Annotated in this window: 27 protein-coding genes; 13 read left to right on the top strand and 14 right to left on the bottom strand. The window is 56.0% G+C overall.

The features are described 5' to 3' along the window. Positions 1-53 precede the first annotated feature (53 nt). Together menA and rraA are read left to right on the top strand one after the other, a co-directional pair. Complete coding sequence (gene menA / locus AC2CGP_RS23225; protein WP_026612186.1) at positions 54-980, top strand: 1,4-dihydroxy-2-naphthoate polyprenyltransferase; 927 nt, start codon at positions 54-56, stop codon at positions 978-980. 92 nt (positions 981-1,072) lie between these two features. Then, positions 1,073-1,558 (top strand): ribonuclease E activity regulator RraA, encoded by a 486-nt coding sequence (gene rraA / locus AC2CGP_RS23220; RefSeq protein WP_015703948.1) that lies wholly within the window; start codon positions 1,073-1,075, stop codon positions 1,556-1,558. Between the two features lie 68 nt (positions 1,559-1,626). On the opposite strand, the gene pfkA is transcribed toward rraA, so the two are convergent. The 3 genes from pfkA to cpxP form a co-directional block, all read right to left on the bottom strand. After that, positions 1,627-2,589, bottom strand: a complete 963-nt coding sequence (pfkA, locus tag AC2CGP_RS23215) for a 6-phosphofructokinase (RefSeq protein WP_015368934.1) — start codon at positions 2,587-2,589, stop codon at positions 1,627-1,629. 203 nt (positions 2,590-2,792) lie between these two features. Then, positions 2,793-3,689, bottom strand: a complete 897-nt coding sequence (fieF, locus tag AC2CGP_RS23210) for a CDF family cation-efflux transporter FieF (protein WP_015368935.1) — start codon at positions 3,687-3,689, stop codon at positions 2,793-2,795. Between the two features lie 158 nt (positions 3,690-3,847). Further along, positions 3,848-4,351, bottom strand: a complete 504-nt coding sequence (gene cpxP, locus AC2CGP_RS23205) for a cell-envelope stress modulator CpxP (protein ID WP_015368936.1) — start codon at positions 4,349-4,351, stop codon at positions 3,848-3,850. Positions 4,352-4,500: 149 nt separating this feature from the next. On the opposite strand from cpxP, the gene cpxR reads away from it, so the two are divergent. Both cpxR and cpxA read left to right on the top strand, forming a co-directional pair. Continuing rightward, the gene (gene cpxR, locus AC2CGP_RS23200) at positions 4,501-5,199 is read left to right on the top strand and encodes an envelope stress response regulator transcription factor CpxR (RefSeq protein ID WP_015368937.1); all 699 of its coding nucleotides are present in this window, start codon (positions 4,501-4,503) and stop codon (positions 5,197-5,199) included. After that, on the top strand, positions 5,196-6,569 hold the full coding sequence (cpxA, locus tag AC2CGP_RS23195) for an envelope stress sensor histidine kinase CpxA (protein WP_015368938.1): 1,374 nt from the start codon (positions 5,196-5,198) through the stop codon (positions 6,567-6,569). Before cpxR ends, cpxA begins: the two co-directional genes overlap by 4 nt. 62 nt (positions 6,570-6,631) lie before the next feature. Here the strand turns inward: cpxA and yiiM are convergent, their stop codons facing one another. Beyond that, positions 6,632-7,306 carry a 6-hydroxyaminopurine reductase gene (yiiM, locus tag AC2CGP_RS23190; protein ID WP_015368939.1) on the bottom strand — a complete coding sequence of 225 codons (675 nt, stop codon included), beginning with the start codon at positions 7,304-7,306 and terminating at the stop codon, positions 6,632-6,634. Positions 7,307-7,378: 72 nt separating this feature from the next. Then, positions 7,379-7,999, bottom strand: coding sequence for a superoxide dismutase [Mn] (sodA, locus tag AC2CGP_RS23185; protein ID WP_015368940.1), 621 nt, complete (start codon positions 7,997-7,999; stop codon positions 7,379-7,381). 290 nt (positions 8,000-8,289) lie between these two features. Here sodA and rhaT point away from each other — a divergent pair, with 290 nt between their 5' ends. Next, entirely contained in the window at positions 8,290-9,324 is a 1,035-nt protein-coding gene (gene rhaT, locus AC2CGP_RS23180) for an L-rhamnose/proton symporter RhaT (RefSeq protein ID WP_032706783.1), read from the top strand. 7 nt (positions 9,325-9,331) lie between these two features. Here the strand turns inward: rhaT and rhaR are convergent, their stop codons facing one another. Further along, complete coding sequence (gene rhaR / locus AC2CGP_RS23175) at positions 9,332-10,180, bottom strand: HTH-type transcriptional activator RhaR (protein WP_049034564.1); 849 nt, start codon at positions 10,178-10,180, stop codon at positions 9,332-9,334. A gap of 72 nt (positions 10,181-10,252) precedes the next feature. Continuing rightward, on the bottom strand, positions 10,253-11,089 hold the full coding sequence (rhaS, locus tag AC2CGP_RS23170; RefSeq protein WP_015368943.1) for an HTH-type transcriptional activator RhaS: 837 nt from the start codon (positions 11,087-11,089) through the stop codon (positions 10,253-10,255). Positions 11,090-11,400: 311 nt separating this feature from the next. On the opposite strand from rhaS, the gene rhaB reads away from it, so the two are divergent. From rhaB to rhaM, 5 genes are all read left to right on the top strand, one after another. Then, positions 11,401-12,867 carry a rhamnulokinase gene (rhaB, locus tag AC2CGP_RS23165; RefSeq protein ID WP_049034566.1) on the top strand — a complete coding sequence of 489 codons (1,467 nt, stop codon included), beginning with the start codon at positions 11,401-11,403 and terminating at the stop codon, positions 12,865-12,867. Next, positions 12,864-14,123, top strand: a complete 1,260-nt coding sequence (gene rhaA, locus AC2CGP_RS23160; RefSeq protein ID WP_045378815.1) for an L-rhamnose isomerase — start codon at positions 12,864-12,866, stop codon at positions 14,121-14,123. Before rhaB ends, rhaA begins: the two co-directional genes overlap by 4 nt. Before the next feature lie 81 nt (positions 14,124-14,204). Beyond that, a complete protein-coding gene (gene rhaD, locus AC2CGP_RS23155; RefSeq protein WP_015703941.1) occupies positions 14,205-15,029 on the top strand; it encodes a rhamnulose-1-phosphate aldolase in 825 nt (274 codons plus the stop codon). A gap of 31 nt (positions 15,030-15,060) precedes the next feature. Continuing rightward, entirely contained in the window at positions 15,061-16,209 is a 1,149-nt protein-coding gene (gene fucO, locus AC2CGP_RS23150) for a lactaldehyde reductase (protein ID WP_032709563.1), read from the top strand. After that, entirely contained in the window at positions 16,206-16,520 is a 315-nt protein-coding gene (gene rhaM / locus AC2CGP_RS23145) for an L-rhamnose mutarotase (protein ID WP_015368949.1), read from the top strand. The genes fucO and rhaM overlap by 4 nt, the downstream gene beginning before the upstream one ends. A gap of 45 nt (positions 16,521-16,565) precedes the next feature. Here rhaM and AC2CGP_RS23140 read toward each other — a convergent pair whose 3' ends face one another. From AC2CGP_RS23140 to AC2CGP_RS23120, 5 genes are all read right to left on the bottom strand, one after another. Continuing rightward, positions 16,566-17,837, bottom strand: coding sequence for an MFS transporter (locus tag AC2CGP_RS23140; protein ID WP_015368950.1), 1,272 nt, complete (start codon positions 17,835-17,837; stop codon positions 16,566-16,568). After that, positions 17,834-18,325, bottom strand: a complete 492-nt coding sequence (locus AC2CGP_RS23135; RefSeq protein WP_049034569.1) for a NanQ anomerase/TabA/YiaL family protein — start codon at positions 18,323-18,325, stop codon at positions 17,834-17,836. The genes AC2CGP_RS23140 and AC2CGP_RS23135 overlap by 4 nt, the downstream gene beginning before the upstream one ends. A 13-nt stretch (positions 18,326-18,338) precedes the next feature. Next, a complete protein-coding gene (locus AC2CGP_RS23130) occupies positions 18,339-19,262 on the bottom strand; it encodes a dihydrodipicolinate synthase family protein (protein ID WP_032712972.1) in 924 nt (307 codons plus the stop codon). A 15-nt stretch (positions 19,263-19,277) separates the two neighbouring features. Continuing rightward, the gene (locus AC2CGP_RS23125) at positions 19,278-20,489 is read right to left on the bottom strand and encodes a PfkB family carbohydrate kinase (RefSeq protein ID WP_032712973.1); all 1,212 of its coding nucleotides are present in this window, start codon (positions 20,487-20,489) and stop codon (positions 19,278-19,280) included. A 200-nt stretch (positions 20,490-20,689) separates the two neighbouring features. Next, a complete protein-coding gene (locus AC2CGP_RS23120) occupies positions 20,690-21,238 on the bottom strand; it encodes a helix-turn-helix domain-containing protein (protein ID WP_015368954.1) in 549 nt (182 codons plus the stop codon). A 100-nt stretch (positions 21,239-21,338) separates the two neighbouring features. On the opposite strand from AC2CGP_RS23120, the gene AC2CGP_RS23115 reads away from it, so the two are divergent. Next, entirely contained in the window at positions 21,339-21,998 is a 660-nt protein-coding gene (locus AC2CGP_RS23115) for an AzlC family ABC transporter permease (RefSeq protein WP_015703937.1), read from the top strand. After that, complete coding sequence (locus AC2CGP_RS23110) at positions 21,998-22,321, top strand: AzlD domain-containing protein (protein WP_045412807.1); 324 nt, start codon at positions 21,998-22,000, stop codon at positions 22,319-22,321. The genes AC2CGP_RS23115 and AC2CGP_RS23110 overlap by 1 nt, the downstream gene beginning before the upstream one ends. Before the next feature lie 44 nt (positions 22,322-22,365). On the opposite strand, the gene AC2CGP_RS23105 is transcribed toward AC2CGP_RS23110, so the two are convergent. Next, positions 22,366-22,578 carry a YdgH/BhsA/McbA-like domain containing protein gene (locus AC2CGP_RS23105; RefSeq protein WP_015368957.1) on the bottom strand — a complete coding sequence of 71 codons (213 nt, stop codon included), beginning with the start codon at positions 22,576-22,578 and terminating at the stop codon, positions 22,366-22,368. A gap of 128 nt (positions 22,579-22,706) precedes the next feature. Next, entirely contained in the window at positions 22,707-23,543 is an 837-nt protein-coding gene (fdhD, locus tag AC2CGP_RS23100; RefSeq protein WP_032713191.1) for a formate dehydrogenase accessory sulfurtransferase FdhD, read from the bottom strand. Between the two features lie 157 nt (positions 23,544-23,700). On the opposite strand from fdhD, the gene fdnG reads away from it, so the two are divergent. After that, positions 23,701-26,751, top strand: coding sequence for a formate dehydrogenase-N subunit alpha (fdnG, locus tag AC2CGP_RS23095; protein ID WP_086538089.1), 3,051 nt, complete (start codon positions 23,701-23,703; stop codon positions 26,749-26,751). Positions 26,752-26,759: the final 8 nt, after the last annotated feature.

Below are 26,759 nucleotides of genomic sequence, written 5' to 3'. Positions count from 1 at the left end.
TTTTCATCACACACGGTGGGGCTATGATAGCCCCATTTTTTTGGCTGAAAGAAATGACTGAACAACCGATAACACGCACTAAGGCCTGGCTTGAAAGCCTGCGTCCAAAAACATTACCTCTGGCTTTCTCCGCTATCATCGTCGGCACCGCGTTGGCGTGGCAGCAAGGCCACTTCGATCCGCTGGTCGCGCTGCTGGCGCTTATTACCGCCGGTTTGCTGCAAATTTTATCTAATCTCGCCAATGATTATGGCGACGCCGTCAAAGGCAGCGATAAACCTGACCGTATCGGGCCGCTGCGCGGAATGCAAAAAGGCGCCATCACCCAGTCGCAGATGAAACGCGCGCTGATCGTAACGGTAGCGCTGATTTGCCTGTCCGGCCTGGCGTTGCTGTTCTCCGCCTGGCAGACAATGGCGGACTTCATCGGCTTTATGGTACTCGGCGGGTTGTCGATTATCGCCGCTATCACCTATACCGTTGGCACGCGTCCTTACGGCTATATTGGCCTTGGCGATATCTCGGTGCTGGTTTTCTTCGGCTGGCTGAGCGTCGTCGGCAGTTGGTATCTGCAGGCGCATAGCATCGAGGCGGTTATTTTCCTGCCCGCTACCGCCTGTGGCCTGCTGGCCGCCGCAGTGCTGAATATCAATAACCTGCGCGATATCGATAGCGACCGCCTGAACGGTAAAAATACCCTGGCGGTCCGTCTGGGGCCGGTGAACGCTCGCCGTTATCACAGCGTCCTGCTGCTTGGCGCTCCGCTGTGTCTGGCGCTTTTTAACCTGCTGGCGCTACATAGCCTGTGGGGCTGGCTGTTTATTCTCGCCATTCCGCTGCTGGTAAAACAGGCGCGTTTTGTCATGCGTGAACGCGAACCGGTGGCGATGCGTCCGATGCTGGAACGCACGGTCAAAGCGGCATTATTAACCAACCTGCTGTTTGTCATCGGGATTATCGGCAGTAAGCTGGCGGCATAACTGACAAATATCAATTAACAATTGATGATTTTGCAAACAATGCAGTTCACGGGATATACTAAAAATTCTCGCAGCAACTGAACGTTAAGCCTATGAAATACGATACTTCCGAGCTTTGCGACATCTACCAGGAAGATGTCAATGTCGTGGAACCGCTGTTTTCCAACTTTGGAGGGCGGTCGTCGTTTGGTGGACAGATCATTACGGTAAAATGTTTCGAGGATAACGGGTTGCTCTACGATCTGCTCGAGCAGAATGGCCGTGGTCATATTCTCCTTATCGACGGCGGCGGTTCCGTGCGACGCGCGTTAATTGACGCCGACCTGGCGCGTCTGGCGGTACAGAACGAATGGGAAGGGCTGGTGGTCTATGGCGCGGTGCGCCAGGTTGACGACCTGGAAGATTTAGATATCGGTATCCAGGCGTTAGCCGCCATTCCTGTGGCCGCTGCTGGGGAAGGTATCGGCGAAAGCGACGTGCGCGTCAATTTCGGCGGCGTCACCTTCTTCTCCGGCGATCATCTGTATGCCGACAATACCGGTATCATCCTTTCCGAGGATGCGCTGGATATCGAATAACGCGCTCGATAACGCCCTAATAAAAAAGGCCTTCTCACTGAGAAGGCCTTTTTGTTATGCCGCGAAACTTAGTACAGTTTCTTCGCGCAATCCATCCAGTCAGACTTGAACGGACGCTTCATATTTTCGATAGCATCGATGATGTCGTGGTGAACCAGCTTCTCGTTCTGGATACCAACACAGCGGCCGCCAAAGCCCTGCAGCAGCAGTTCGATGGCATATGCGCCCATACGGGAAGCCAGAATACGGTCGTAAGGAACCGGAGAGCCGCCGCGCTGAATGTGACCCAGCACGGTCGCACGAGTTTCACGGCCCGTTTCTTTCTCAATGAAGCTAGCCAGTTCGTCAACGTCGCACATGTGCTCGGTGATGGCCACGATCGCGTGTTTCTTACCTTTCGCGATGCCGGCTTTGATTTCAGCCACCAGATCGTCGCGGGTATATTCTACTTCCGGCACCATGATGAACTCACAGCCGCCGGCAATCGCCGCCGCCAGAGTCAGATCGCCACAGTAGCGGCCCATCACTTCCACCACAGAGATACGCTGGTGCGAAGAGGAGGTGTCACGCAGGCGGTCAATCGCTTCAACAACGGTGCTCAGCGCGGTAAAGAAACCGATGGTGTAGTCAGTACCTTTGATGTCGTTGTCGATGGTGCCCGGCAGGCCGATGCAAGGGAAACCCATCTCGGTCAGACGCATCGCCCCCATATAGGAACCGTCGCCGCCGATAACAACCAGCGCGTCCAGGCCGCGCTTTTTCATATTTTCAATGGCGACAGCGCGAATATGCTCTTCGCGGAATTCCGGGAAACGAGCGGAGCCGAGGAAGGTACCGCCACGGTTGATCATGTCGGACACGCTGTAACGGTCAAGCTGAACCATACGATCTTCATACAGGCCGAGGTAACCGTCATAGATTCCAAAAACTTCCAGACCTTCCGTTAATGCCGCGCGCACAACGCCGCGAATTGCTGCGTTCATGCCCGGCGCATCACCGCCACTTGTCAACACACCGATTTTCTTAATCATGACTACCTCTGAACTTAGGAAGCAAAAAATAATCCTGTTGCCTGAAGCGCTCCCATACCAGGAGTGCACGACGATAATTGCAATAGTATATCAAACGCTTCTGGCTGAATTGATTCAGGTCAGACCAAATGGCGGTAATTTATACAAAAAATGCCTACCCGCCCCACATTTTTACATCGAGTTTACAGACTATAACCGAAAGCTCAAAAAACGCCCTGCCGCGCCGGCGGCACCACAGAACAGGGATCCTGATGGATGATGACATCCGATCCCGGGAAACGGCGCAAAATAGCCTGCTCCACCTGGTCGGCGATTACGTGCGCCTGCACCAGCGGGAGGTTATCTTCCATTTCCAAATGTATTTGAATAAAGCGAGTCGGCCCTGACTGCCGCGTTCGTAGATCGTGCGCGCCGCTGACGCCGGGCCAGCTGTTCACGATACTGATGATTTCCTGACGTTCCTCATCCGGAAGCGCACGGTCTAATAACGATTGCACCGCGTCGTAACCCATACGCAGCGCGCTATATAAAATATAGATGCCAATCCCTAATGCAAACAGCGCATCGGCGCGGTGCCAGCCGTACCAGGAGAGGCCGAGGGCGATAAGAATAGCGCCGTTCATCATAACATCAGACTGATAATGAAGCATATCCGCACGCACGGCCTGGCTCTGGGTTTTTCTGACCACCCAGCGCTGAAAGGTCACCAGCATCAGGGTGCTTATCAAGGCGATCAGCGTCACCACCATCCCGACGCCCGCCGCCTGCATCGGTTCAGGGCGAATCAGATGCTGGATCCCGGTCAGGAACAGAAACAACGCCGAACCAGAAATAAACATGCTCTGCGCCAGCGCCGCCAGCGATTCCGCTTTCCCATGGCCAAAAGTATGTTCTTCATCAGCAGGTTGTAGCGAGTAACGCACCACCAGCAGGTTGGTCAGCGAGGCGGCAATATCCACCAGCGAATCCACCAGCGCCGCCAGAATACTCACCGAACCGGTATACCACCACGCAAAAATTTTGATCAAAAGTAACACGGAGGCCATCGCCGTCGCGGCAATAGCCGCGCGACTCACCAGCCGCCCATAAGATTGATTCATAAACGCTCCTTTTCCGGCGATGCGCTTAGTATAACCTGAACTTTTACCCGGAAGATGAACGGGCATGCGGCGGCTGAGGCGAAAAAAAGACAAAAAAAACCCCCACATCATGTGGGGGAAGACAGGGATGGTGTCTATGGCAAGGAAAACAGGGTTTGTTACTTGGGTTGCACGGTACTGCTACTACTGGAAAGCATCATGGCTGAGCCTTTCTGCATCCTTGCAACCTCACGCAACTGATCCATACGCTGCTGGTGCTTAGCATTTAAAACCGCTTGCTGCTCAGGAGTTAGCAGGTGGTACATCTGGTTGCGGACTTTCGCCATTTCTACCTGGCGGGCAACCTGTTCCTGCGCCATCTTTTCTGCCTGAGCGCGCACAGCGCTTTCATCAAATTTATCTGCGGTGACAAGGCTATGCATTGTCTCCAGTTCGCTAACATTAACAGGGAGCCGGTCATGGCGCGCCCGTTGCATAAGATCCCGTAACTGCTGTCGTTGCTGTTCGGTTAGACTTATGCCGTCAAACATATGGCTCTGGCCGCTGCGCTGGGCTCCCTCTTCTCCGTGGAGCCAGTTAACGCCGGTAACGACTTCAGCGGCTTGGCTAGTAGCACTTAGCGCCAGCGTTGAGGCCATGACGGCAGCGATAACATTGCGCATCACATACTCCCAAAACGTTTGTGTCGCGATTCAACGAGAGACAGTTTACGATTCAGGCTGCAAACATGCGTCAGGGGGTGTAAAACAACGTAAAGTCATGGATTAGCGAGCCTTGATGACGTAATTTCTGCCTCGGAGGTATTTAAACAATGAATAAAATCCTGTTAGTTGATGATGACCGGGAGCTCACCTCCCTGTTAAAAGAGCTGCTCGATATGGAAGGTTTTAATGTGCTCGTTGCCCATGACGGTGAACAGGCGCTGGCGCTTCTTGACGACAGCATTGATCTCCTTTTGCTTGATGTGATGATGCCGAAGAAAAACGGTATCGACACGCTTAAAGAATTACGTCAGACACACCAGACCCCGGTTATCATGCTAACGGCGCGCGGAAGCGAGCTGGATCGCGTTCTCGGCCTCGAACTCGGGGCGGATGACTATTTGCCTAAGCCGTTTAACGATCGCGAGCTGGTGGCCCGTATACGCGCGATTCTGCGTCGTTCCCACTGGAGCGAGCAGCAGCAGACCACCGAATCCGGTTCTCCGACCCTGGAAGTGGATGCGTTAAGCCTCAATCCGGGTCGTCAGGAAGCCAATTTTGATGGGCAAACGCTGGAGCTGACCGGCACCGAGTTCACCCTGCTGTATCTGCTTGCGCAGCATCTGGGTCAGGTGGTGTCACGTGAACACTTAAGCCAGGAAGTGCTGGGCAAGCGGCTGACGCCGTTCGACCGCGCTATCGATATGCATATTTCCAACCTGCGGCGTAAGCTGCCGGAGCGCAAAGACGGCCATCCGTGGTTTAAAACATTGCGCGGACGCGGCTATCTGATGGTTTCTGCTTCATGATTGGAAGTTTAACCGCACGCATCTTCGCTATCTTCTGGCTCACGCTGGCGCTGGTGTTGATGCTGGTACTGATGTTGCCCAAGCTGGACTCGCGCCAGATGACCGAGCTGCTGGAAAGCGAGCAACGTCAGGGCATCATGATTGAGCAGCACGTCGAGGCCGAACTGGCGAACGACCCGCCGAACGACCTGATGTGGTGGCGACGCCTGTTTCGCGCCATCGATAAGTGGGCGCCGCCGGGGCAGCGGCTGCTGCTAGTCACCAGCGAAGGCCGCGTGATCGGCGCAGAACGCAACGAAATGCAGATCATTCGTAACTTTATCGGCCAGGCCGATAATGCCGATCATCCGCAGAAGAAGCGTTACGGACGCCTGGAGATGGTCGGCCCGTTTTCCGTCAGGGATGGTGAAGATAATTATCAACTTTATCTCATCCGCCCTGCCAGCACTTCACAATCCGACTTCATCAACCTGCTGTTTGACCGTCCGCTATTACTGCTTATCGTGACGATGCTGGTCAGCGCCCCGCTGCTGCTCTGGCTGGCGTGGAGTCTGGCGAAACCGGCGCGCAAGCTGAAAAACGCCGCCGACGAAGTTGCCCAGGGTAACCTGCGGCAGCATCCTGAACTGGAAGCCGGTCCGCAGGAGTTTCTGGCCGCCGGGGCCAGCTTCAACCAGATGGTGACCGCGCTTGAGCGAATGATGACCAGCCAGCAGCGGCTGCTGTCGGATATCTCGCACGAGCTACGCACGCCGTTAACCCGTCTGCAGTTAGGCACTGCGTTGCTGCGCCGCCGCAGCGGTGAAAGCAAAGAGCTGGAGCGTATCGAAACCGAAGCGCACCGGCTGGATAGCATGATTAACGACCTGCTGGTGATGTCGCGTAATCAGGCGAAAAACGCGCTGGTCAGCGAGACGGTGAAAGCGAATCAGCTGTGGGGCGAAGTGCTGGACAACGCGGCATTTGAAGCCGAACAGATGGGGAAATCCTTCACCGTTGAGTATCCGCCGGGCCCCTGGCCGCTGTACGGTAACCCTAATGCGCTGGAAAGCGCGCTGGAAAATATCGTGCGCAACGCGCTGCGCTACTCGCACACGAAAATTTCCGTCAGTTTCTCGGTGGATAAAGACGGAATCACGGTCAACGTCGATGATGACGGCCCGGGCGTCAGCCCGGAGGATCGCGAACAGATTTTCCGTCCGTTCTATCGTACCGACGAGGCTCGCGATCGCGAGTCCGGCGGCACCGGTCTGGGGCTGGCGATTGTCGAAACGGCGATTCAGCAACATCGCGGCTGGGTTAAAGCCGACGATAGCCCGCTGGGTGGGCTGCGTTTAACAATCTGGCTGCCGCTGTATAAGCGTACTTAACCCTGTCCCGGCTTGCGCTACGCTGAGCCGGGCTACTGGTTGCAACGTTCAATATGGGGGAATTATTTCCCCCATAATCTGCGCGAATTATCCTCGATCTGCCCGCTTAAACGCCGTTTCTGCATGGTTCTGCTCCAGCTCACCGACAGTCCCGCCGCCGATAGCAGACGGTGATACTGGTCGTCGTCAAACGGCATATGCCAGGCAATCGCACCAGCCTCATGCACGCTCACGTCGCTCAGACGCGATACCAGCTCCAGCGGCGCATCGCTGGAAACCCGGCCGCCGGCGATAATGCGGTAGAGCCAGCCAACCTTGCCGCTGTTTTGCATCAGTTGCGCCATATCGCTAATACCGAAATGGTAATTCAGTTTGAAGCAGGGAGAGCGCGGTTGAGTGACCTGAATTAGCGCCTCGCCCCAACGAAAGATATCGCCGATATAGACGTTTTTTTCCGTTAGCCCTTCGGTAGAAAGGTTTTCGCCGAATGCGGGGGCGCAGAACAGATCGGCCTGCTGCGGGAATTCGCGGATCCAGTCGAGGTAATGCTCGCGGGGATAGTGGCACAGCGCGCGATCCGGCCCGCCGTGAATTTTCTTTTCCGCCTGCTCGTCCCCTTCCAGCCCGAGATCGCCGAGCTGTAATTCGCCATCGACCTGGATTTTGCCAATTGCGCTGGGGCGGCTACCGTCGTAGTCCCTGATTTTGCCGACAAAGACATTCACCGGATAATGCATTGCTGCTCTCCTTGCTACGGATATAAAAAAAGCGAGTCATCAGACTCGCTTCTCTCTTAGCACAATGCAACCTTATTTTTTGGCGGCAAAACGCGCTGCTGCTTCGTCCCAGTTCACCACGTCCCAGAAGGCTTTGATGTAGTCCGGACGGCGGTTCTGGAATTTCAGGTAGTAAGCGTGTTCCCACACATCCAGGCCGATAATCGGGAAGCCTGAAGCGCCGGAAATGGCTTCGCCCATCAGCGGGGAGTCCTGGTTAGCGGTAGAAACGACGGCCAGTTTGTCGCCTTTCAGCACCAGCCACGCCCAGCCGGAACCAAAGCGGGTAGCTGCCGCTTTTTCGAATTCAGCTTTGAAGTTGTCCACAGAACCGAAATCACGCTCGATAGCGGCTTTCAGGTCGCCCTGCAGGGTGGTGCCGGTTTTCAGGCCTTTCCAGAACAGGCTGTGGTTAGCGTGGCCGCCCGCGTTGTTACGCAGTACGGTTTTTTTGTCAGCCGGCAGTTGATCAAGCTTAGTGATCAGCTCTTCCGCGGACAGGTTAGCGAATTCCGGCAGGCTTTCCAGCGCTGCGTTAGCGTTGTTAACGTAGGTCTGGTGATGCTTAGTATGATGGATCTCCATCGTCTGCTTGTCGAAATGCGGTTCCAGAGCATCGTAAGCGTACGGCAGGGATGGCAGTGTATAACTCATAATCATCTCCATTATTATCGGGCGGCAGAGGGTGTTAACGCCGCGTAAGCAGTCGGTTCATTATAGTTAATTAAATGATATTGAAAATGATTATCAATGCCGTAGTTTTACTAAGGTTATACCCAAAATAGATACACACCGGTTTGTGAGCCAAAACAACCCATTAAGCCCCTGATTGCCAGAGTTTCGTCTGAGGTGGCAACAGCTCAAAGGCGTAAAAACTGCGCAATTTTTACACTCATCGCATCGGAGAGAGTCTATCCAACCCAACACAGATGAGGGTAAAGGCAATGAATCATGCGATTACGATGGGAATTTTTTGGCATTTAATCGGCGCCGCCAGTGCCGCCTGTTTTTATGCCCCTTTCAAGAAGGTGAAACACTGGTCGTGGGAAACCATGTGGTCGATCGGCGGGATTGTTTCCTGGCTAATTCTGCCGTGGGCGATAAGCGCCATGCTGCTGCCCGATTTCTGGGCCTACTATCGCTCATTTAGCGCTTCCACGCTGCTGCCGGTGTTTTTGTTCGGCGCGATGTGGGGCATCGGTAACATCAACTATGGCCTGACCATGCGCTATCTGGGGATGTCGATGGGTATCGGTATCGCTATCGGCATTACGCTTATCGTCGGCACCTTAATGACGCCGATCCTCAACGGCCACTTTGATGTGTTGATTCACACCAAAGGCGGACAAATGACCCTGCTCGGCGTGCTGGTGGCGGTGATTGGCGTGGGTATCGTCACCCGCGCCGGCCAGCTTAAAGAGCGCAAAATGGGCATCAAAGCGGAAGAGTTCAACCTGAAAAAAGGGCTGATGCTGGCGGTAATGTGCGGTATTTTCTCCGCCGGCATGTCATTTGCGATGAACGCCGCTAAACCAATGCATGAAGCCGCCGCGGCGCTGGGCGTCGATCCGCTGTATACCGCGCTGCCAAGCTACGTGGTGATCATGGGCGGCGGCGCACTGGTTAACCTCGGCTTCTGTTTTATTCGCCTCGCCAAAGTGAAGGATTTGTCGCTAAAAGCCGACTTCTCACTGGCAAAACCGCTTATCATCAGCAACATTCTGCTTTCCGCATTGGGCGGGCTAATGTGGTATCTGCAGTTCTTCTTCTATGCCTGGGGCCACGCCAGTATCCCGGCGCAGTATGACTACATGAGCTGGATGCTGCATATGAGCTTCTACGTACTGTGTGGCGGGCTGGTTGGGCTGGTGCTGAAAGAGTGGAACAACGCCGGACGCCGCCCGGTCAGCGTGCTCAGCCTCGGCTGCGTGGTGATTATCATCGCCGCGAATATCGTCGGCCTGGGAATGGCTAACTGATTTCCCCTTACGCGGCGGCGCGACTGCGCTGCCGCCACTGTCCCGGCGTCATGCCAATTTCCCGATTAAACACCACCGAAAAATAGTTACTGTCCTCAAACCCGCACTGCATGGCGATCTCGCCGATTAGCCGCTCGGTATGCTGCAGTAAATACTGCGCATGGCAGATCCGCAGCTGGCGCAAATAGTGAGTTATCGTCATTCCCGTTTGCTGGCGAAACTGCTGGCGTAACGCACGTTCGCTGCAGCCTTCACGCAGACAGAAGCTATCCAGATTAAAGGGGCGATTCAGACTTCCGGCCAGCGCCGTTAGCAGTTTATCGAGCTGTGTTTCGCTTTGCGTCGCCGCCAGGTTATCAGTGGCGTAGCGATAGCGCTGGAGCGTCAACACCAGTTGGGCGAACAGCAGCTCCGCCATGCTATCCGCCTGCGCATCCTGCCGCGCGCTTTCGTGCTCCAGCTGGGTAATCACCTGCCTGACCTGCGCCATCCCGCTGCTGCCGATCCGCCAGTGCGGCTGCCACGGCGTGCCGAATAATCCCGGAATATGCGCCGCCCAGTCAAAATTGAGCCGCAGCCGATCCGGGCAATAAATAATATTCTGCAGCACCAGGTCGTTGACCGACGCATAAGAGTGTTTATCTTCCGCGCGAATATAAAAGAGATCGCCGCGGGTAATCCGCCACGGGCGATCGTTGAGGATATGCAGACCGTTGCCGCGCCACACCAGCACCAGCTCGCAAAATTCATGGGTATGCTCGGCGAAGACGTTTTGCGGGTAACGGTCAGCCACCGCCACCGCCTGCGAGGGGGAGGCAAAAAACTCATCTTTGCGAAGCACCAGCTGACCTGCCACAACTCTCACTCCCGACGCGGAAACCAACCATTATTCGCATTTTGCTGAGGCAATACGTTGACTCTTCTCGCGTTACTGAAGAATAGCGTCGCGCCCCTGGCGAATATCGCGCGGCGACCAGTCGAATTCACGGCGAAATAGCGTCGAAAAATGGTTACTGTCGCCGAAACCGCAGCGATAAGCGATTTCTGTCACGCTATCATCGCTGTGGCGCAGCAGGTGCCGCGCTTTCATCAGGCGCACCCGGTTGAGATAGCGCTGGGGCGTCAGCCCGGTTTGCAGCTTTAACTGACGATGCAGGGTGCGTAAAGAGAGCGAAAACTGCGCCGCCACCTCCTCCCAGCATATCTCTTCGGCAAAATGGTCTTCCAGCCAGGCCATTAGTTGATTCAGCCGCGCCTCGTGGTTGCCGGCGCCTTCCGCCAGGCTGTTGCTGTGCAGCAGCACCAGTAGCTGCATAAAAAGGATCTCACGGCTGGCGATGGTATGCGGCTCGACGCCCGGGCCGATCTTTTCCATCTGACCGACGATTTGCCGCACCTGCTGTAGCACCGTTTGGTTGACCCGCCAGTGTGAAAGATAGTTGCCGTCCTGTTCTTGTGGCAGCAGCTGGTTCACGCCGGTCAGAAAACGAAAAGCATCCGGCGCGCGGTAAAGCACGTTGGTCAGACACAGGTTATTGGTGTGTTCGTAAAGATGGCGATCGTGATCGCGAATAAAGCAGACCGAACCGCCGCTGATGGTATAGGGCTGGCCGTTGAAAACGTGGATGCCCGTACCCTGCTCAACGATAACAATCTCATGAAAATCATGGTGATGCTCTGGAAAGGCCGCTTGAGGAAGACGCGGTTCAATCGCCACCGCCGAGACGCCGGCCTTAAAGAAATCCGTACTGTGCAACACGGTCATAGCAGCCTCCACGAATGAGAAAAATTATCAACCGTCGTCGCAAATAGTAATTAAGGGCCGGCAATCCGGCCTTCAATTTTTGACCGCAAACCGCGTAAAGCCTGCCGTTTTTTCAAGAACCAGCCGGAAATATCCGGAACTGCGGCCAGCATCACACCCCGCCTCGCGCCGCCCATAAAACGAAACTGTGACGCTTCTCACGGTCACCTTTGCTGTGTTGCCAGCCGCCCGCTTTCGCTGTCAGTAGCGAGAAGGTGACGCAGAGACGCCTTTTTTAGACTGCCTGTAATGATTTTAAGAAGGGTCGTGCCATGAGTATTCGTCATTGTGTCGCCGTTGATTTAGGCGCTTCCAGCGGTCGGGTCATGCTCGCGAATTATGCAACCGCGACGCGATCGCTGACGCTGCGCGAGGTTCATCGTTTCACTAACCGCCTGCAGAAAGTGGATGGCTACGATTGCTGGGATATCGATAGCCTGGAAGCGGAAATTTGTTGTGGGCTGGTGAAAGTATGCGAACAGGGGATCCTGATCGACAGCATCGGTATCGACACCTGGGGCGTTGATTTCGTCTTGCTGGATAAGCGCGGCCAGCGCGTCGGCCTGCCGGTTTCTTACCGCGATAGCCGCACTCACGGCCTGATGGCGCAAGCAATCGAACAACTTGGCCGCGCCAATATCTACTGCCGCAGCGGCATCCAGTTTCTGCCGTTTAACACCCTTTATCAATTGCGGGCGCTGGTCAGCCAGCAGCCGGCGCTGGCTGAACAGGTTGCCCATGCGCTGCTGATCCCAGACTACTTCAGCTACCGCCTGACCGGCGCGATGAACTGGGAATATACCAACGCCACCACCACGCAACTGGTCAATATCAATAGCGATAACTGGGATGACGAGCTGATCCGCTGGAGCGGCGCGCAGCCGGACTGGTTCGGTACGCCGACGCATCCGGGCAATGTTATCGGCCACTGGATCTGCCCGCAGGGTAACCGCATCCCGGTGGTCGCCGTCGCCAGCCACGATACGGCCAGCGCCGTGATCGCCTCGCCGCTGGCGGACAAAAATGCCGCCTATCTCTCATCGGGCACCTGGTCGCTGATGGGCTTTGAAAGTAAAACGCCTTACACCAGCCAGCAGGCACTGAAGGCGAATATCACCAATGAAGGCGGCGCCGAGGGGCGTTATCGGGTACTGAAAAACATCATGGGCCTGTGGCTGCTGCAGCAGGTACTGCAGGAGCAGAACATTAGCGATCTGCAGGCGCTGATTGTCGACACGGCGCAGCTACCGGCCTGTCGTTATCTGATTGATTGCAATAACGATCGCTTTATCAACCCGGCCAATATGAGCGCCGAAATTCAGGCCGCCTGCGCGGAGTCCGCCCAGCCGATCCCGGTCACTCCCGCCGAACTGGCGCGCTGCATTTTTGACAGCCTGGCGCTGCTGTATGCCCGGGTATTGGGCGAACTAGCGGCACTCCGCGGCCACCCTTTCAGCCAGCTGCATATCGTCGGCGGCGGCTGCCAGAACGCGCTGCTTAACCAGCTATGCGCCGATGCCTGCGGCCTGCCGGTGGTGGCCGGCCCCATTGAAGCCTCCACGCTTGGCAATATCGGCATCCAGCTGATGACGCTGGATGAACTGCACAACGTCGATGAATTCCGTCAGGTGGTAGGCGACAACGCGTCGCTCACCACGTTCACCCCACATTCAGATAGCGAAATTGCCCGCTTCGTCGCGCAATTTCAGCCACAACCTACGAAGGAGCTTTGCGCATGACCACTCAACTTGAACAAGCCTGGGAAATTGCTAAGCAGCGCTATGCCGCCATCGGCGTTGATGCCGAAGAAGCTCTGCGCCAGCTGGACCGCCTGCCGGTGTCAATGCACTGCTGGCAGGGCGATGACGTGGCGGGCTTTGAAAACCCGGAAGGCAGCTTAACCGGCGGCATTCAGGCCACCGGCAACTATCCCGGCAAAGCGCGTAATGCCCAGGAGCTACGCGCCGATCTCGAACAGGCGCTAAGCCTGATACCGGGGCCGAAGCGCCTTAATCTGCACGCGATTTATCTCGAATCCACCACGCCGGTAGCGCGTAACGAAATCAAGCCGGAACACTTTAAGCACTGGGTGGAATGGGCCAAACGCCACCAGTTGGGGCTCGATTTTAACCCTTCCTGCTTCTCACATCCGCTAAGCGCCGACGGCTTTACGCTGTCGCACGCCAACCCGGAGATTCGTCAGTTCTGGATCGATCACTGCAAAGCCAGCCGCCGCATATCCGCTTATTTCGGCGAGCAGCTTGGGACGCCATCGGTAATGAATATTTGGGTGCCGGACGGCATGAAAGATATTACCGTCGATCGCTTCGCCCCGCGCCAGCGGCTGCTGAACGCGCTGGATGAAGTTATCAGTGAAAAACTCGATCCGGCGCACCATATCGACGCCGTTGAGAGCAAGCTGTTCGGTATCGGCGCCGAAAGCTATACCGTTGGCTCCAATGAATTCTACATGGGCTACGCCGCCAGCCGTCAAACCGCGTTGTGCCTGGATGCCGGCCACTTCCATCCGACGGAAGTCATCTCTGACAAAATCTCCGCCGCCATGCTCTATATCCCGCGCCTGCTGCTGCACGTCAGCCGCCCGGTACGCTGGGACAGCGATCACGTGGTGCTGCTGGATGACGAAACCCAGGCCATCGCCAGCGAAATTATCCGCCACAACCTGTTCGACCGCGTGCATATCGGCCTCGACTTCTTTGATGCCTCCATCAACCGCATCGCGGCGTGGGTTATCGGTACCCGCAATATGAAAAAAGCCCTGCTGCGCGCGCTGCTGGAGCCGACGGCGCTGCTGCGCCAGCTGGAAAACGACGGTGATTACACCGCCCGCTTGGCGCTGCTCGAAGAGCAGAAATCGCTGCCGTGGCAGGCCATCTGGGAAATGTACTGCCAGCGTCACGATACGCCGGCAGGCAGCCAGTGGCTGGAAAACGTGCGGACCTATGAAAAAGACGTGCTGAGCCAGCGCGGCTAATGCCTGACTTCCCCGGATTGCACCGCACAGGGCTTATTCGGGGAGTCACACCTATTGCGAATCAACAGGAAAGACAAGACTATGCACAACATTATCAATTCATGGTTCGTTCAGGGCATGATCAAAGCCACCTCCGACGCCTGGCTTAAAGGCTGGGACGAACGTAACGGCGGCAATCTGACGCTGCGCCTGGATGAAGCGGATATCGCGCCATTCAAAGCCGATTTTCACCCCCAGCCGCGCTATATCGCCTTAAGCCAGCCGATGCCGGAACTGGCTAATCAGCCGTTTATCGTCACCGGATCCGGTAAATTCTTCCGTAATGTGCAGCTCGATCCCGCCGCCAATCTCGGGGTAGTGAAAGTGGACAGCGACGGCGCGGGCTACTTCATTCTGTGGGGGCTGACGGAAGAAGCCGTGCCGACGTCGGAACTACCGGCGCATTTCCTGTCGCATTGCGAGCGCATCAAAGCCACCGGCGGCAAAGACCGCGTGATCATGCACTGCCATGCCACCAACCTGATTGCCCTGACCTACGTGCTGGAGAACAACAGCGATCTGTTCACCCGCAAGCTATGGGAAGGCAGCACCGAATGCCTGGTGGTGTTCCCGGACGGCGTCGGCATTCTACCGTGGATGGTGCCGGGCACCGACGAGATTGGCCAGGCGACCGCCGGCGAAATGCAGAAACATTCTCTGGTGCTGTGGCCATTCCACGGCGTCTTCGGCAGCGGCCCGACGCTGGATGAAACTTTCGGCCTGATCGATACCGCCGAAAAGTCCGCTGAGGTATTGGTGAAAGTCTATTCGATGGGCGGCATGAAACAGACGATAAGCCGCGAAGAGTTGATTGCGTTAGGCCAACGATTTGGCGTCACGCCGCTGGCCAGCGCACTGGCGCTCTAAGAAAGCGAGTCGCTTTGTAAGGAGAATAATCATGAGCTTTATGTTGGCACTGCCGAAAATCAGCCTGCATGGCGCGGGCGCGATCGGCGATATGGTGAGCCTGGTGGCGGACAAGCAGTGGGGAAAAGCGCTGATTGTCACCGACGGCCATCTGGTGGAAATGGGCCTGCTCGATAGCCTGTTTCAGGCGCTGGAAGCGCATCAACTGTCTTATCATCTGTTCGATAACGTCTTTCCGAACCCAACTGAAGCGCTGGTTCAGCAAGGTATCGCCGCATTCCGTGCGGCGCAGTGCGACTATATTATCGCCTTCGGCGGCGGCAGCCCGATCGATACCGCTAAGGCGGTGAAAATCCTCAGCGCTAACCCAGCGCCGTCGACGGCCTATTCCGGCGTGGGCAAAGTGAAAAATGCCGGCGTGCCGCTGGTGGCAATTAACACCACCGCCGGAACCGCCGCCGAAATGACCAGCAACGCGGTGATTATCGATAGCGAACGTCAGGTGAAAGAGGTCATCATCGACCCGAACATCATCCCGGATATTGCCGTCGACGATGCCAGCGTCATGCTGGATATTCCGCCGTCGGTTACCGCCGCGACCGGTATGGATGCGTTAACCCACGCTATCGAAGCGTTTGTCTCCGTTGGCGCCCATCCGCTGACCGACGCCAACGCGCTGGAAGCGATTCGCTTAATTCACCAGTGGCTGCCGCTGGCCGTCGATGACGGGCACAATCTGCAGGCCCGCGAGCAGATGGCATACGGCCAGTATCTGGCAGGGATGGCGTTCAACAGCGCAGGTCTTGGTCTGGTACACGCGCTGGCGCATCAGCCGGGCGCAACCCACAATTTGCCGCACGGCGTTTGTAATGCCATCCTGCTACCGATTATCGAAAACTTTAACCGCCCGAACGCGGTGGCGCGTTTTGCCCGCATCGCCCAGGCGATGGGCGTCGATACGCGCGGCATGAGCGATGAAACCGCCAGCATGGCGGCGATTAACGCGATTCGCGCGTTGAGCAAACGAGTCGGTATTCCTGAAGGTTTTAGCCAGCTTGGCGTGAGTAAGGCTGATATCGAAGGCTGGCTGGATAAAGCGCTGGCCGACCCCTGCGCGCCCTGTAACCCGCGCAGCGCCAGCCGCGACGAGGTACGCGAGCTGTACCTGGAGGCGTTATGATCCGCAAAGCCTTCGTGATGCAGGTCAATCCCGACGCCCACGAGGAGTATCGGCGCCGTCATAATCCCATCTGGCCGGAACTGGAAGCGACGCTGAAAGCGCATGGCGCGCACCACTATGCAATCTACCTCGACAAACAGCGCCATCTGCTATTCGCCACGGTGGAAATTGAATCGGAAGCCCGCTGGAATGCGGTGGCGGAAACCGAGGTCTGCCAACGCTGGTGGCGCTATATGCGCGAGGTGATGCCGACGAATCCGGATAACAGCCCGTTGAGCGCTGAACTGAGTGAAGTGTTTTACCTTGCGTAATAAAGAAAACGCCTGAGCAATCAGGCGTTTTTGCTACCAGAGGGATTAGGCATTTTTGCGCACAAAGAAACCGTAGCAGCAGGCGCCCATAAACAGCAGTATCCCACCGAGAATAAATACGTTGGTAAAGTGCCCGGTAGCATCAAGAATAATGCCGGTGATAATCGGCGCCAGCGCCGCGCCGAGAAAGCCGCCAAAGTTCTGGATAGCACCCAATGAGGCGACCTGTTCTTTCGGCGCCATATCGGTCGCTAACGTCCAGATCACGCCGGAAGGCATTTGTGAACAGAAGTAGCCCAGCGTCAGCAGGGCGATCGCAACGCCGCTATTATCAACAAACGGAATCGGCATCACGAAACAGGCCGCCAGCGCGGCACCCGCCACAATCGGCACTTTACGCGCGGTAACGGCGTTCATCCCTTTACGCACCAGTCTGTCAGAAAGCATCCCGCCACACAGCACGCCGATAATACCGGCAAAGAAAGGAATCGAGGCGATAAAACCGGTCTGCTTGAGGCTAAAGCCCAGCGAGGTTTCCAGATATCCCGGCAGCCATGTCAGATAAACCCAAATGGTAAACATGATGCAGAAGTTACCGGCAATCATGAACCACGTGGTTTTCCGGCGAAACAGTTCGCCCCAGCTGACCTTCGGCTGCTCACCTTCGGGACGCATGACTTTGCCGGTGTTTATCAGCATCGCCTCGCGCGCGTCCGGGTCGCGATAAAATTTAAGCCACGCCAGCAACAATGGCAGTCCGAGCAGGCCGACAACCATGAACATGCCGCGCCAGCCGATCCATAACAGCAAAATAGTCAGCACCGGCGGCGCTATCGCATTGGCGATTTGCGAACCGGTATTGATAATCGATGTCGGCAGCCCGCGCTCTTTCTCCGAGAACCAGCTCTGGGTGATCTTGATACCGGAAGTGAAGAACGGTGACTCCGCCACGCCCAGCAGCATGCGCAAACCATAGAAGAAGCTATAGGTATTCACAAAACCCATTAAGAACGTTACCGCTGACCACAATCCCAGCGCGCCGCTGAACATTTTCTTCGCGCCGAAACGGTCTACCAGCCAGCCGGCGGGTAAATTCGCCAGCGCATAGGGCCAGAGAAACGCTGACAATAACAGCCCCATCTCAGTACCAGAGAAGCCAAACTCCCTGGCGATGGTGGTGTTCGCGATGCTCAGGTTGGCGCGATCGAGGTAATTGACCACCGCGGCCAGCAGCAGGATTAAAATAATGCCCCAACGTCGACGCGAGAGTTTCGGCGCCGCAATCGCTTCAGCCGCCGTTTGATTTAGCGAACTCATAAACCCTCCTCCAGCAAGGCGCGATCGATTTTCATCACCGCTTTACGGATATGTTGCCGCTCGCCATCGCGCGGATGGCAGCAGGGACGATGGATGTCCTGGGGAAAGAAAATAGCGAACATGCCGGGCTTCAGGGTTATCTGTGTCTCCTCATCTTCGACGTGCCAGAACAGGATGTCCTGCTGCGGCGTCCGATCCTCGGTAACGCGAGGACAGCCGCTTTCTGCGCGGCTGACACCCATCCGCTCCTCGCCGGAAATCAGATACTGAATATCAATAAACTGCTTATGCGACTCCGGTCGCGCCTGCGCGAAAGGCACACTCTCCATCTCCTGCAGCAGGCAGAAAAGTTTCCCGGGGATCAGGTCGATTTTCCCCGGCGCGAAGCGCTGGAAATCCTGGCTGGCGATAAACGCCAGCGCCTGGCGGATCGCCGGATGAAACGCGGCCTGTTGCGCAGGCCACGCCTGCAGACTCGATACGATCATAATGATCCCTCCCTTAGCCGGCGATCCGCTGCTGCCACAGTTCAGTCCCGGCGCGGATCTGGTCGAGGATCACCGTCAGCCCCCAGAATTTGCTCAGCACATCGTCTTTATTAACCCGGCAGGCATCGCTGTCGAAGGTCCCCAGCCGTTGATGGTAAATTTTGGCGTTTTTCGGGTAGCCCAGCGTTTCGGTTACCGCACCCAGCGACAGAAATATCGCCAGTTCATCGGCCAGCGCCCGCTGATTTTTGCCTTCCCGCCACAGCCAGCCGTACAGTTCGGGATGGAAGTTGGTGAACACGCCGCTGAAACCTTCGGCGCCCGCCAGCATCGCCGGCCAGGCGATCGCAGCATTGGCGTTAATGACCTTCAGCGGGGTTCCCTGCGCCAGACGCACGCGGCGCTCAACGGTTGGCAGATCGCAGCTCACATCTTTCAGCACCACGAAACGACCACTGTTGGCGCACCAGGCGAACTCGTCGTCGCTAAGCAGGCGGCGATACGGCGCCGGGCACTCGTACAGCCCCAGCGGCATGGAAGAAGGCAAAGCCGCTAACAGCGATTGCAGGGTAGCGAAAAAGACTTCACTGCCCTCATTACGCGGATCGAGATGATTAGTGACCAGCACCAGCGCATCAATGCCGGTCTGCGCCATTGCCAGCAACTCCTCTTTTTGCGCCGCCAGATCATCGCTGATATGGCCCGAGGCAATGACTGGAATGCGTCCCGCCACGCGTTGCACCACGAAACGCGCCAGCTCGACACGCTCCTGTAGGCTGAGATATTGCATTTCGCTGGACTGGCAGACGGCAAAAAGCGCATCCACGCCCTTTGCCAGATACCAATCAATCAGCTTCGCCAGCGCCGGATAATCAATCTGGTCGTCAGCGGTAAAAGGGGTCAGCATGACGGGTACAACACCGTTAATCGTTTTCATCTTATTTTTCCTGGATTAGAGGGTACGGAGTCGGGCACTTGCCTGCGCAAAGTCAGGCATGTTGGAAGCCCCCTCCAGCTCGACGGCCAGAGAGGCGAAAGCAGAGGCCCAGGTCGCGGCCTGAACCAGGGTGTTGCCGGCAGCCAGCGAGGCGGCGAGCGCGCCATTAAACGCATCGCCAGCGCCGGTGGTATCGACGGTGACCGCCGGAAAGGCGCGAATTTGGCTAAACTGGCGATTATCCAGCAGCAGCGCTCCGCGCGACCCCATGGTAATCAGAACTTTCTTTACACCTAATTCAGCGATGCGCAGCGCGGCTTCTTTGGCAGTATCAACATCGTGAATGTCGATACCGGATAATAATGAAGCCTCGGTTTCATTCGGTGTAATCACATCGATATAAGGGATGCTTTTGATTATTTCCGCCGAGTATGGCGCCGGATTGAGAATGACTGTCTTACCGAGTTCCCGGGCGATTTTTATTAGCGAATGGGTGGCGTCAAAATTATTCTCAAGCTGAACAAGTAAAACGTCGGAGGCGGACAACTCTGGAATAATCGCCTCAATCTCATTATGCGTTATTGTAGTATTGGCGCCAGAGTAAATAGCAATCATATTTTCGCCATTTTCCTGCGAAACATAAATAATGGCATTGCCGGTAGGTTCGCTCTCAGATTGATAAAGCGTATAGGAGTGTATTTCTGAACGAGTGAGATGATCGGCCGCCAGGTGGCTAAACTGATCCTTGCCCACCTTAGCGACAAAATGGACCTGCGCGCCGGCTTTACTGGCCGCCGTCGCCTGATTCGCCCCCTTGCCACCGGGCCCAAGGCTGCTGGCGAGCGCCAGTAGCGATTCTCCGCCGCGCGGAAAACGCTCCACTCGGGCCACGATATCCACATTAAATGAGCCGAATACACACACTTTGCCGTTCATCGATTTTCCTTTCTGCTGACCGCTCGCCGTAGGTTTCCGATGGTTAATCGGCTGCAGCAGCACGCCGAAACTATCACCGGTTTCAGAAATAAGTTCAGCCTTTAAATTGTGCCGGGAAATAATCGCTCCGCCATAACAACGTTGCACCAACCCCATTTCTGCAAGAATATTTAAATCACTGCGAATGGTTTCTTTTGAAACACTAAAATAAGCAGCAAAATAATTAACAAAACCACGCTCATGATCGTTTAAATATTTCAGGATATGCTTTCTACGTTCTTCTAAAAACATAATAGGCCCCAATGTCACGAATTAAGTATACGAACCCCTTCCGGAAGGAAGAGTGACATCAATCCCATGTTTTCAGGCAAAACGGAAGGAAACAAAAATGGAAAAACAATGAAGAAATTGAGTGAATAAATAATTCACTCAATCATTAATGGGAAATGAAATAATCTTCTGCGCATCAGAATAAAATGCGCAGATTCTGACTAATTTTGCTCTGCCACCAGCAGCGCCTGGGTATCCGGCTCCAGCGCCTGAAAGAGGTGTTCCCGATCGGCCGGGTAGCAGATGTAATCCCCTTCTCCCAGCTCTTCCGGCGCTTCGGTAAGACCAACGCGCGCGCGCCCCTGAGTGATAATAATATGTTCGACCGACCCGGGCGGGTGCGGGTGCGAGATCCGATCGGCGCCGGGCTGCGTCAACAGCAGATAGATGTCGCGACGCGCGCCGGGGGGACAAGCCGCCAGCAAAATGGCCTGATAGTTGGCCTGCTCAGCAACCACTTTGGTGCCTTCGCCGCGGCGAATCACCTGGGTCTGATTGGCCTGCGGCTCCAGTAAGCGGGCGAAGGGAATGTCCAGCGCCACGCACAGCGCCCACAATGTTTCCAGGCTAGGGTTGCCATTGCCGGATTCCAGCTGTGACAGGGTCGATTTGGCTATCCCGGCGCGGCGCGCCACCTCCGCCAGTGAGAGCCCGGTGCGCGAGCGCTCGCGCGTCAGGCTTTTAGCAATTACGCTGATGGGCTGTGTCATACACCGCTCCTCGTATTTTATATCGAACGAATCGTTCGCCTTGAAAAACCATTCTGTTGCGTTCATTATAATGGAAATTCGTTCGATATGGCTAAAGCGTATGCGTTACAAATTTTCCTGTCTCAGTGGGGACACCATTAAAGCAATCGTTCTGGTATGCCTGGCGGTCGGTGTGGTCGGCATGTCTTACGGTTCATTAGCGATGGCCTACGGTTTTCCGCTGTGGGTGCCGTTTGTCCTTTCCATTACGGTGCTGGCCGGCGCCTCTGAGTTTATGTTTATCGGTATTGTCGCCAGCGGCGGTAACCCTCTCGCCGCCGCCGCCGCAGGATTACTGGTGAACGCCCGCCACGTTCCTTTTGGCGTCACCGTGCGCGATCTGGTCGGCGCACGCGCCGCCAGCCTGCTCGGCTGCCACATTATGAATGATGAGAGCGTGGTGTTCGGCTTGTCGCAGAAAACCCCGGAGCAACGGAAAGCCGCCTACTGGCTCTGTGGCCTGGGTGTGGCGCTCATCTGGCCGCTCGGTACCCTGCTGGGCGCCGGGGTCGGGAAATTGTTACCCGCTCCAGAAACCATCGGCCTGGATGCGGTATTCCCGGCCATCCTGCTGGCGCTGGTGGTACCGGCTTTTAAAAAACGTACCACACTGATTCGCGCCTGCAGCGGCGCGGTTATTTCGCTGGCTGCCGTGCCCTTCGCGCCGGTTGGATTACCGGTTCTGCTCTCATTGTTTGGCTTACTGGCGAGGAAAAAATAATGGGCAATATGACGCTGTTTATCGCCGGGATCGCGATTCTGTCGATCGGCACATATCTGATGCGTTTGGGTGGGGCAAAGCTTGGCAGTCGTTTAGCGTTTTCCGAGCGCTCGCAGGCGCTGCTTTCTGATGCCGCGACGGTATTGCTTTTTTCCGTGGCGCTGGCGACCACCTTTTATGAAAGCGAGCATTTTTCCGGCATGGCGCGGGTACTGGGCGTCGGTTTTGCCGTGTTCCTTGCCTGGCGCAAGATGCCGCTTATCGTGGTGATTATCGCCGCGGCGGTGGTGACGGCGCTGCTGCGCCTGGCGGGTATAAACTAAAAAAGCGCCCTGAGGCGCTCTTTCGACGGTAGTGGGTTGCTAGCTTATTTGTTCAGCTCAGCGGTCATATGCACGCGGTTACCGTTAAATGCTTCGGTAATGGTGTAAGAAGACGCGCCGGCAGCCTGCGCCTGAGCGGCGATTTTCGCTTCCGCGGCGTCCATAGTGGAGGCGGTGGCGGTCACGGATTGCGCGGCGAAAGAACCGAAAGAAGCGGCCAGAGCGATAACAGCGACAAAAGTTTTGATGCTTTTCATGATATAAACCCTTTCATTTAGTTGTTTGGATAAGGCACCGTGCCTTGATGTGATAAATAATAGTCTTCACATCCCGTAACTAAAAGCGGAAGGATTTGCTGTCATCTTTCAAAAAAACTGACCAACATTTAACCGGCAATAAGACGCTGCGGATGAGTATAAATCGTCGCTCTGCCTGGCCTGCAGAACCCCACCAGCGTCAGATTACAACGTTCGGCGACTTCCACCGCCAGCGTCGTCGCCGCGGAGACCGCAAACAGAATTTCCACCCCACACATCGCGGCCTTCTGTACCATTTCATAACTGGCGCGGCTGGAGACTAAAGCTGCGCCCCGCTGCCAGCCCTCTCCTTCTGCACTACGACGACCCAGCAGTTTATCCAGCGCAACGTGACGGCCTACATCTTCATGCCCGCCTGCAAGTTCACCGTCAGGGCGCACCCACGCGGCGGCGTGCGTACAGCCGGTCAGGCGGCCGATTGGCTGAACCTCATTTAACTGTTTGAGCGCGCGATCGAGATGAGAGAGCGCAAAGGTCTGGCTAAAGGGCAGTGGCTCAACGGGCTTACCGATATCATTTAGCTGCTCGACGCCACATACTCCACAGCCGGTTCGCCCGGCGAGCGCCCGGCGGCGCTCTTTCAGCCCCATAAACCGGCGGCTGGAGAGTTCGATTTGCACTTCTACCCCGTTACAGGCCTGTACCACGTCCATCCCGTAGATCTCTTGTCGGCTTTGTATAATCCCTTCAGATAGGGAAAAACCGACGGCGAAATGTTCCAGGTCACGTGGCGTCGCCATCATGACGACGTGCGAGATGCCGTTATAAACCAGAGCGACGGGTACCTCTTCTGCTACCTCGTCTGGCTGAGGATGTTGCAAATCCTCACGTTTCCAGAGGGTAACCTGGCGATAACCTGTGACATCTGTCACATTTTTGATTTGTTCAGGAAGGTTCTTATTCACTTTCATTTAACCGTATTGGAACAGGCATACACACAATGTGGTATTCTGTTTTTATATCCCTCCAGGACCGAGGGAAATTAACTCAATTCTGAACCTTTGCGGCCTTCACCGCAAAGTAAATAACTACATGTGACAATGTCGAAACAAGGAGCGAACCATGCAGGTCAGCAGAAGGCAGTTCTTTAAGATCTGCGCTGGCGGTATGGCAGGTACGACGGCAGCAGCGCTGGGCTTTGCCCCGGCTACTGCGCTCGCGGAAACCCGGCAGTACAAACTGCTGCGTACTCGCGAAACCCGCAACACCTGTACGTACTGTTCCGTTGGCTGCGGGCTATTGATGTATAGCCTCGGCGACGGTGCGAAAAACGCCAAAGCATCCATTTTCCATATCGAAGGCGATCCGGACCATCCGGTAAACCGTGGTGCGCTCTGCCCGAAAGGGGCCGGTCTGGTGGACTTTATCCATTCTGAAAGCCGCCTGAAATTCCCGGAATATCGCGCGCCAGGTTCTGATAAATGGCAGCAAATCAGCTGGGACGAAGCGTTCGATCGCATCGCGAAGCTGATGAAAGAAGACCGTGACGCCAACTTTATCGCCCAAAACAGCGCCGGCACCACCGTTAACCGTTGGCTGACCACCGGTATGCTGTGCGCCTCCGCTTCCAGTAACGAAACCGGCTATTTAACGCAGAAATTCACCCGCGCCCTCGGGATGCTGGCGGTGGATAACCAGGCGCGTGTCTGACACGGACCAACGGTAGCAAGTCTTGCTCCAACATTTGGTCGCGGTGCGATGACCAACCACTGGGTTGATATTAAAAACGCCAACCTGGTCGTAGTGATGGGCGGTAACGCCGCAGAAGCGCATCCGGTAGGGTTCCGCTGGGCGATGGAAGCCAAAATTCATAACGGCGCCAAGCTCATCGTTATCGATCCGCGCTTTACGCGTACGGCGTCGGTGGCTGATTTCTATACCCCGATTCGTTCCGGTACCGACATAACCTTCCTGTCGGGCGTCATCCTGTATCTGCTGAATAACGAAAAATTCAACCGTGAATACACCGAAGCCTATACCAACGCCAGCCTGATCGTGCGTGAGGACTACAGCTTTGATGATGGTCTGTTCAGCGGCTACGATGCCGAAAAACGCCAGTATGACAAAACCAGCTGGAACTATGAACTGGATGAAAACGGCTTCGCCAAACGCGATACCACGCTGCAGCATCCACGCTGCGTCTGGAATCTGCTAAAACAGCACGTTTCCCGCTATACGCCGGATGTGGTCGAAAACATCTGTGGTACGCCGAAGGCCGATTTCCTTAAAGTTTGCGAATATATTGCAGAAACCAGCGCGCACGATAAAACCGCGTCGTTCCTGTATGCCCTCGGCTGGACCCAGCACTCCATCGGCGCGCAGAACATTCGCACCATGGCGATGATCCAGTTGCTGCTTGGCAACATGGGGATGGCAGGCGGCGGCGTCAATGCCCTGCGCGGTCACTCCAACATCCAGGGTCTGACCGACCTCGGCCTGCTCTCAACCAGCCTGCCGGGTTACATGTCGCTGCCTAATGAAAAACAGGCCGACCTGCAGACCTACCTGAGCGCCAACACGCCAAAACCGCTGTTGAAAGACCAGGTGAACTACTGGGGCAACTATCCGAAGTTCTTCGTCTCCATGATGAAAGCCTTCTTCGGCGATAAAGCTACGGCGGAAAATAGCTGGGGCTTTGACTGGCTGCCGAAGTGGGATAAGAGCTACGACGTGCTGCAGTATTTCGAGATGATGAATCAGGGCAAAGTGAACGGCTATATTTGCCAGGGCTTTAACCCGGTCGCCTCGTTCCCGAACAAAAACAAGGTAGTGGCTTCCCTGTCGAAGCTGAAGTTCCTTGTGACCATCGACCCGCTCAACACCGAAACGTCCACCTTCTGGCAAAACCACGGTGAGTCCAACGATGTTGATCCGGCGAAAATCCAGACCGAAGTGTTCCGCCTGCCGTCCACCTGCTTCGCCGAAGAAAACGGTTCTATCGTCAACTCCGGCCGCTGGCTGCAGTGGCACTGGAAAGGCGCGGACGCCCCGGGGATCGCCGTGACCGATGGTGAAATCCTCGCCGGTATCTTCACCCGCCTGCGTAAGATGTATGCCGAAGAAGGCGGCCCAACGCCGGAGCCGGTGCTTAACATGACGTGGAACTACTCCACGCCGCACGAGCCGGCGTCTGAAGAAGTGGCGATGGAAAGCAACGGTAAAGCGCTGGCGGATATCATCGATCCGGCAACCGGCGCGGTAATCGTTAAGAAAGGGCAGCAGTTGAGCTCCTTCGCACAGCTACGCGACGACGGCACGACTTCCAGCGGCTGCTGGATCTTCGCCGGTAGCTGGACGCCGGAAGGCAACCAGATGGCGCGCCGCGATAACGCCGACCCGTCAGGCCTCGGCAATACGCTGGGCTGGGCCTGGGCATGGCCGCTAAACCGCCGTATTCTGTATAACCGCGCCTCCGCGGACCCGCAGGGTAAACCGTGGGATCCGAAGCGTCAGTTGCTGAAATGGGACGGCGCGAAATGGGGCGGAGTGGATATTCCGGATTACAGCGCCGCCGCCCCTGGCAGCGACGTCGGTCCGTTTATCATGCAGCCTGAAGGGATGGGGCGTCTGTTCGCTATCGATAAGATGGCTGAAGGGCCGTTCCCGGAACACTACGAACCGTTTGAAACGCCGCTGGGGACTAACCCGCTGCATCCAAACGTGGTCTCTAACCCGGCCGCTCGCGTCTTTAAAGGCGATCTCGAGCAGATGGGCAAGGCCGAGAAGTTCCCGTACGTCGGCACCACTTACCGCCTGACCGAGCACTTCCACTACTGGACCAAACACGCGCTGCTTAACGCCATCGCGCAGCCGGAACAGTTTGTGGAGATCGGCGAAAAACTGGCGAATAAGCTCGGCATTGGCCACGGCGATACCGTGAAGGTCTCCTCTAACCGCGGCTATATCAAAGCCAAGGCGGTGGTGACCAAGCGTATTCGTACGCTGCAGGTTCACGGTAAAGAGGTGGATACCATCGGTATTCCTATTCACTGGGGCTACGAAGGCGTGGCGAAAAAAGGCTTTATCGCCAATACGTTGACGCCGTTTGTCGGCGACGCCAACACGCAGACGCCGGAGTTTAAGGCCTTCCTCGTGAACGTGGAAAAGGTGTAACGGAGACG

Source organism: Klebsiella sp. SYXHC3 (assembly GCF_057196925.1).
This window is presented reverse-complemented; position numbering and strand designations above follow the sequence as displayed.

Bases quoted from the DNA above. Each gene is read 5' to 3' on its own strand.
- AC2CGP_RS23105 (WP_015368957.1), bottom strand. From the start codon at position 22,578: ATGAAAAGCATCAAAACTTTTGTCGCTGTTATCGCTCTGGCCGCTTCT.
- cpxR (WP_015368937.1), top strand. From the start codon at position 4,501: ATGAATAAAATCCTGTTAGTTGATGATGACCGGGAGCTCACCTCCCTG.
- AC2CGP_RS23140 (WP_015368950.1), bottom strand. From the start codon at position 17,837: ATGAGTTCGCTAAATCAAACGGCGGCTGAAGCGATTGCGGCGCCGAAA.
- rhaT (WP_032706783.1), top strand. From the start codon at position 8,290: ATGAATCATGCGATTACGATGGGAATTTTTTGGCATTTAATCGGCGCC.
- AC2CGP_RS23110 (WP_045412807.1), top strand. From the start codon at position 21,998: ATGGGCAATATGACGCTGTTTATCGCCGGGATCGCGATTCTGTCGATC.
- rhaD (WP_015703941.1), top strand. From the start codon at position 14,205: ATGCACAACATTATCAATTCATGGTTCGTTCAGGGCATGATCAAAGCC.
- menA (WP_026612186.1), top strand. From the start codon at position 54: ATGACTGAACAACCGATAACACGCACTAAGGCCTGGCTTGAAAGCCTG.
- AC2CGP_RS23120 (WP_015368954.1), bottom strand. From the start codon at position 21,238: ATGACACAGCCCATCAGCGTAATTGCTAAAAGCCTGACGCGCGAGCGC.
- fieF (WP_015368935.1), bottom strand. From the start codon at position 3,689: ATGAATCAATCTTATGGGCGGCTGGTGAGTCGCGCGGCTATTGCCGCG.
- cpxA (WP_015368938.1), top strand. From the start codon at position 5,196: ATGATTGGAAGTTTAACCGCACGCATCTTCGCTATCTTCTGGCTCACG.
- rhaA (WP_045378815.1), top strand. From the start codon at position 12,864: ATGACCACTCAACTTGAACAAGCCTGGGAAATTGCTAAGCAGCGCTAT.
- sodA (WP_015368940.1), bottom strand. From the start codon at position 7,999: ATGAGTTATACACTGCCATCCCTGCCGTACGCTTACGATGCTCTGGAA.
- rraA (WP_015703948.1), top strand. From the start codon at position 1,073: ATGAAATACGATACTTCCGAGCTTTGCGACATCTACCAGGAAGATGTC.
- rhaS (WP_015368943.1), bottom strand. From the start codon at position 11,089: ATGACCGTGTTGCACAGTACGGATTTCTTTAAGGCCGGCGTCTCGGCG.
- AC2CGP_RS23115 (WP_015703937.1), top strand. From the start codon at position 21,339: ATGCGTTACAAATTTTCCTGTCTCAGTGGGGACACCATTAAAGCAATC.
- yiiM (WP_015368939.1), bottom strand. From the start codon at position 7,306: ATGCATTATCCGGTGAATGTCTTTGTCGGCAAAATCAGGGACTACGAC.
- fucO (WP_032709563.1), top strand. From the start codon at position 15,061: ATGAGCTTTATGTTGGCACTGCCGAAAATCAGCCTGCATGGCGCGGGC.
- rhaB (WP_049034566.1), top strand. From the start codon at position 11,401: ATGAGTATTCGTCATTGTGTCGCCGTTGATTTAGGCGCTTCCAGCGGT.
- AC2CGP_RS23135 (WP_049034569.1), bottom strand. From the start codon at position 18,325: ATGATCGTATCGAGTCTGCAGGCGTGGCCTGCGCAACAGGCCGCGTTT.
- pfkA (WP_015368934.1), bottom strand. From the start codon at position 2,589: ATGATTAAGAAAATCGGTGTGTTGACAAGTGGCGGTGATGCGCCGGGC.
- rhaM (WP_015368949.1), top strand. From the start codon at position 16,206: ATGATCCGCAAAGCCTTCGTGATGCAGGTCAATCCCGACGCCCACGAG.
- AC2CGP_RS23125 (WP_032712973.1), bottom strand. From the start codon at position 20,489: ATGTTTTTAGAAGAACGTAGAAAGCATATCCTGAAATATTTAAACGAT.
- AC2CGP_RS23130 (WP_032712972.1), bottom strand. From the start codon at position 19,262: ATGAAAACGATTAACGGTGTTGTACCCGTCATGCTGACCCCTTTTACC.
- cpxP (WP_015368936.1), bottom strand. From the start codon at position 4,351: ATGCGCAATGTTATCGCTGCCGTCATGGCCTCAACGCTGGCGCTAAGT.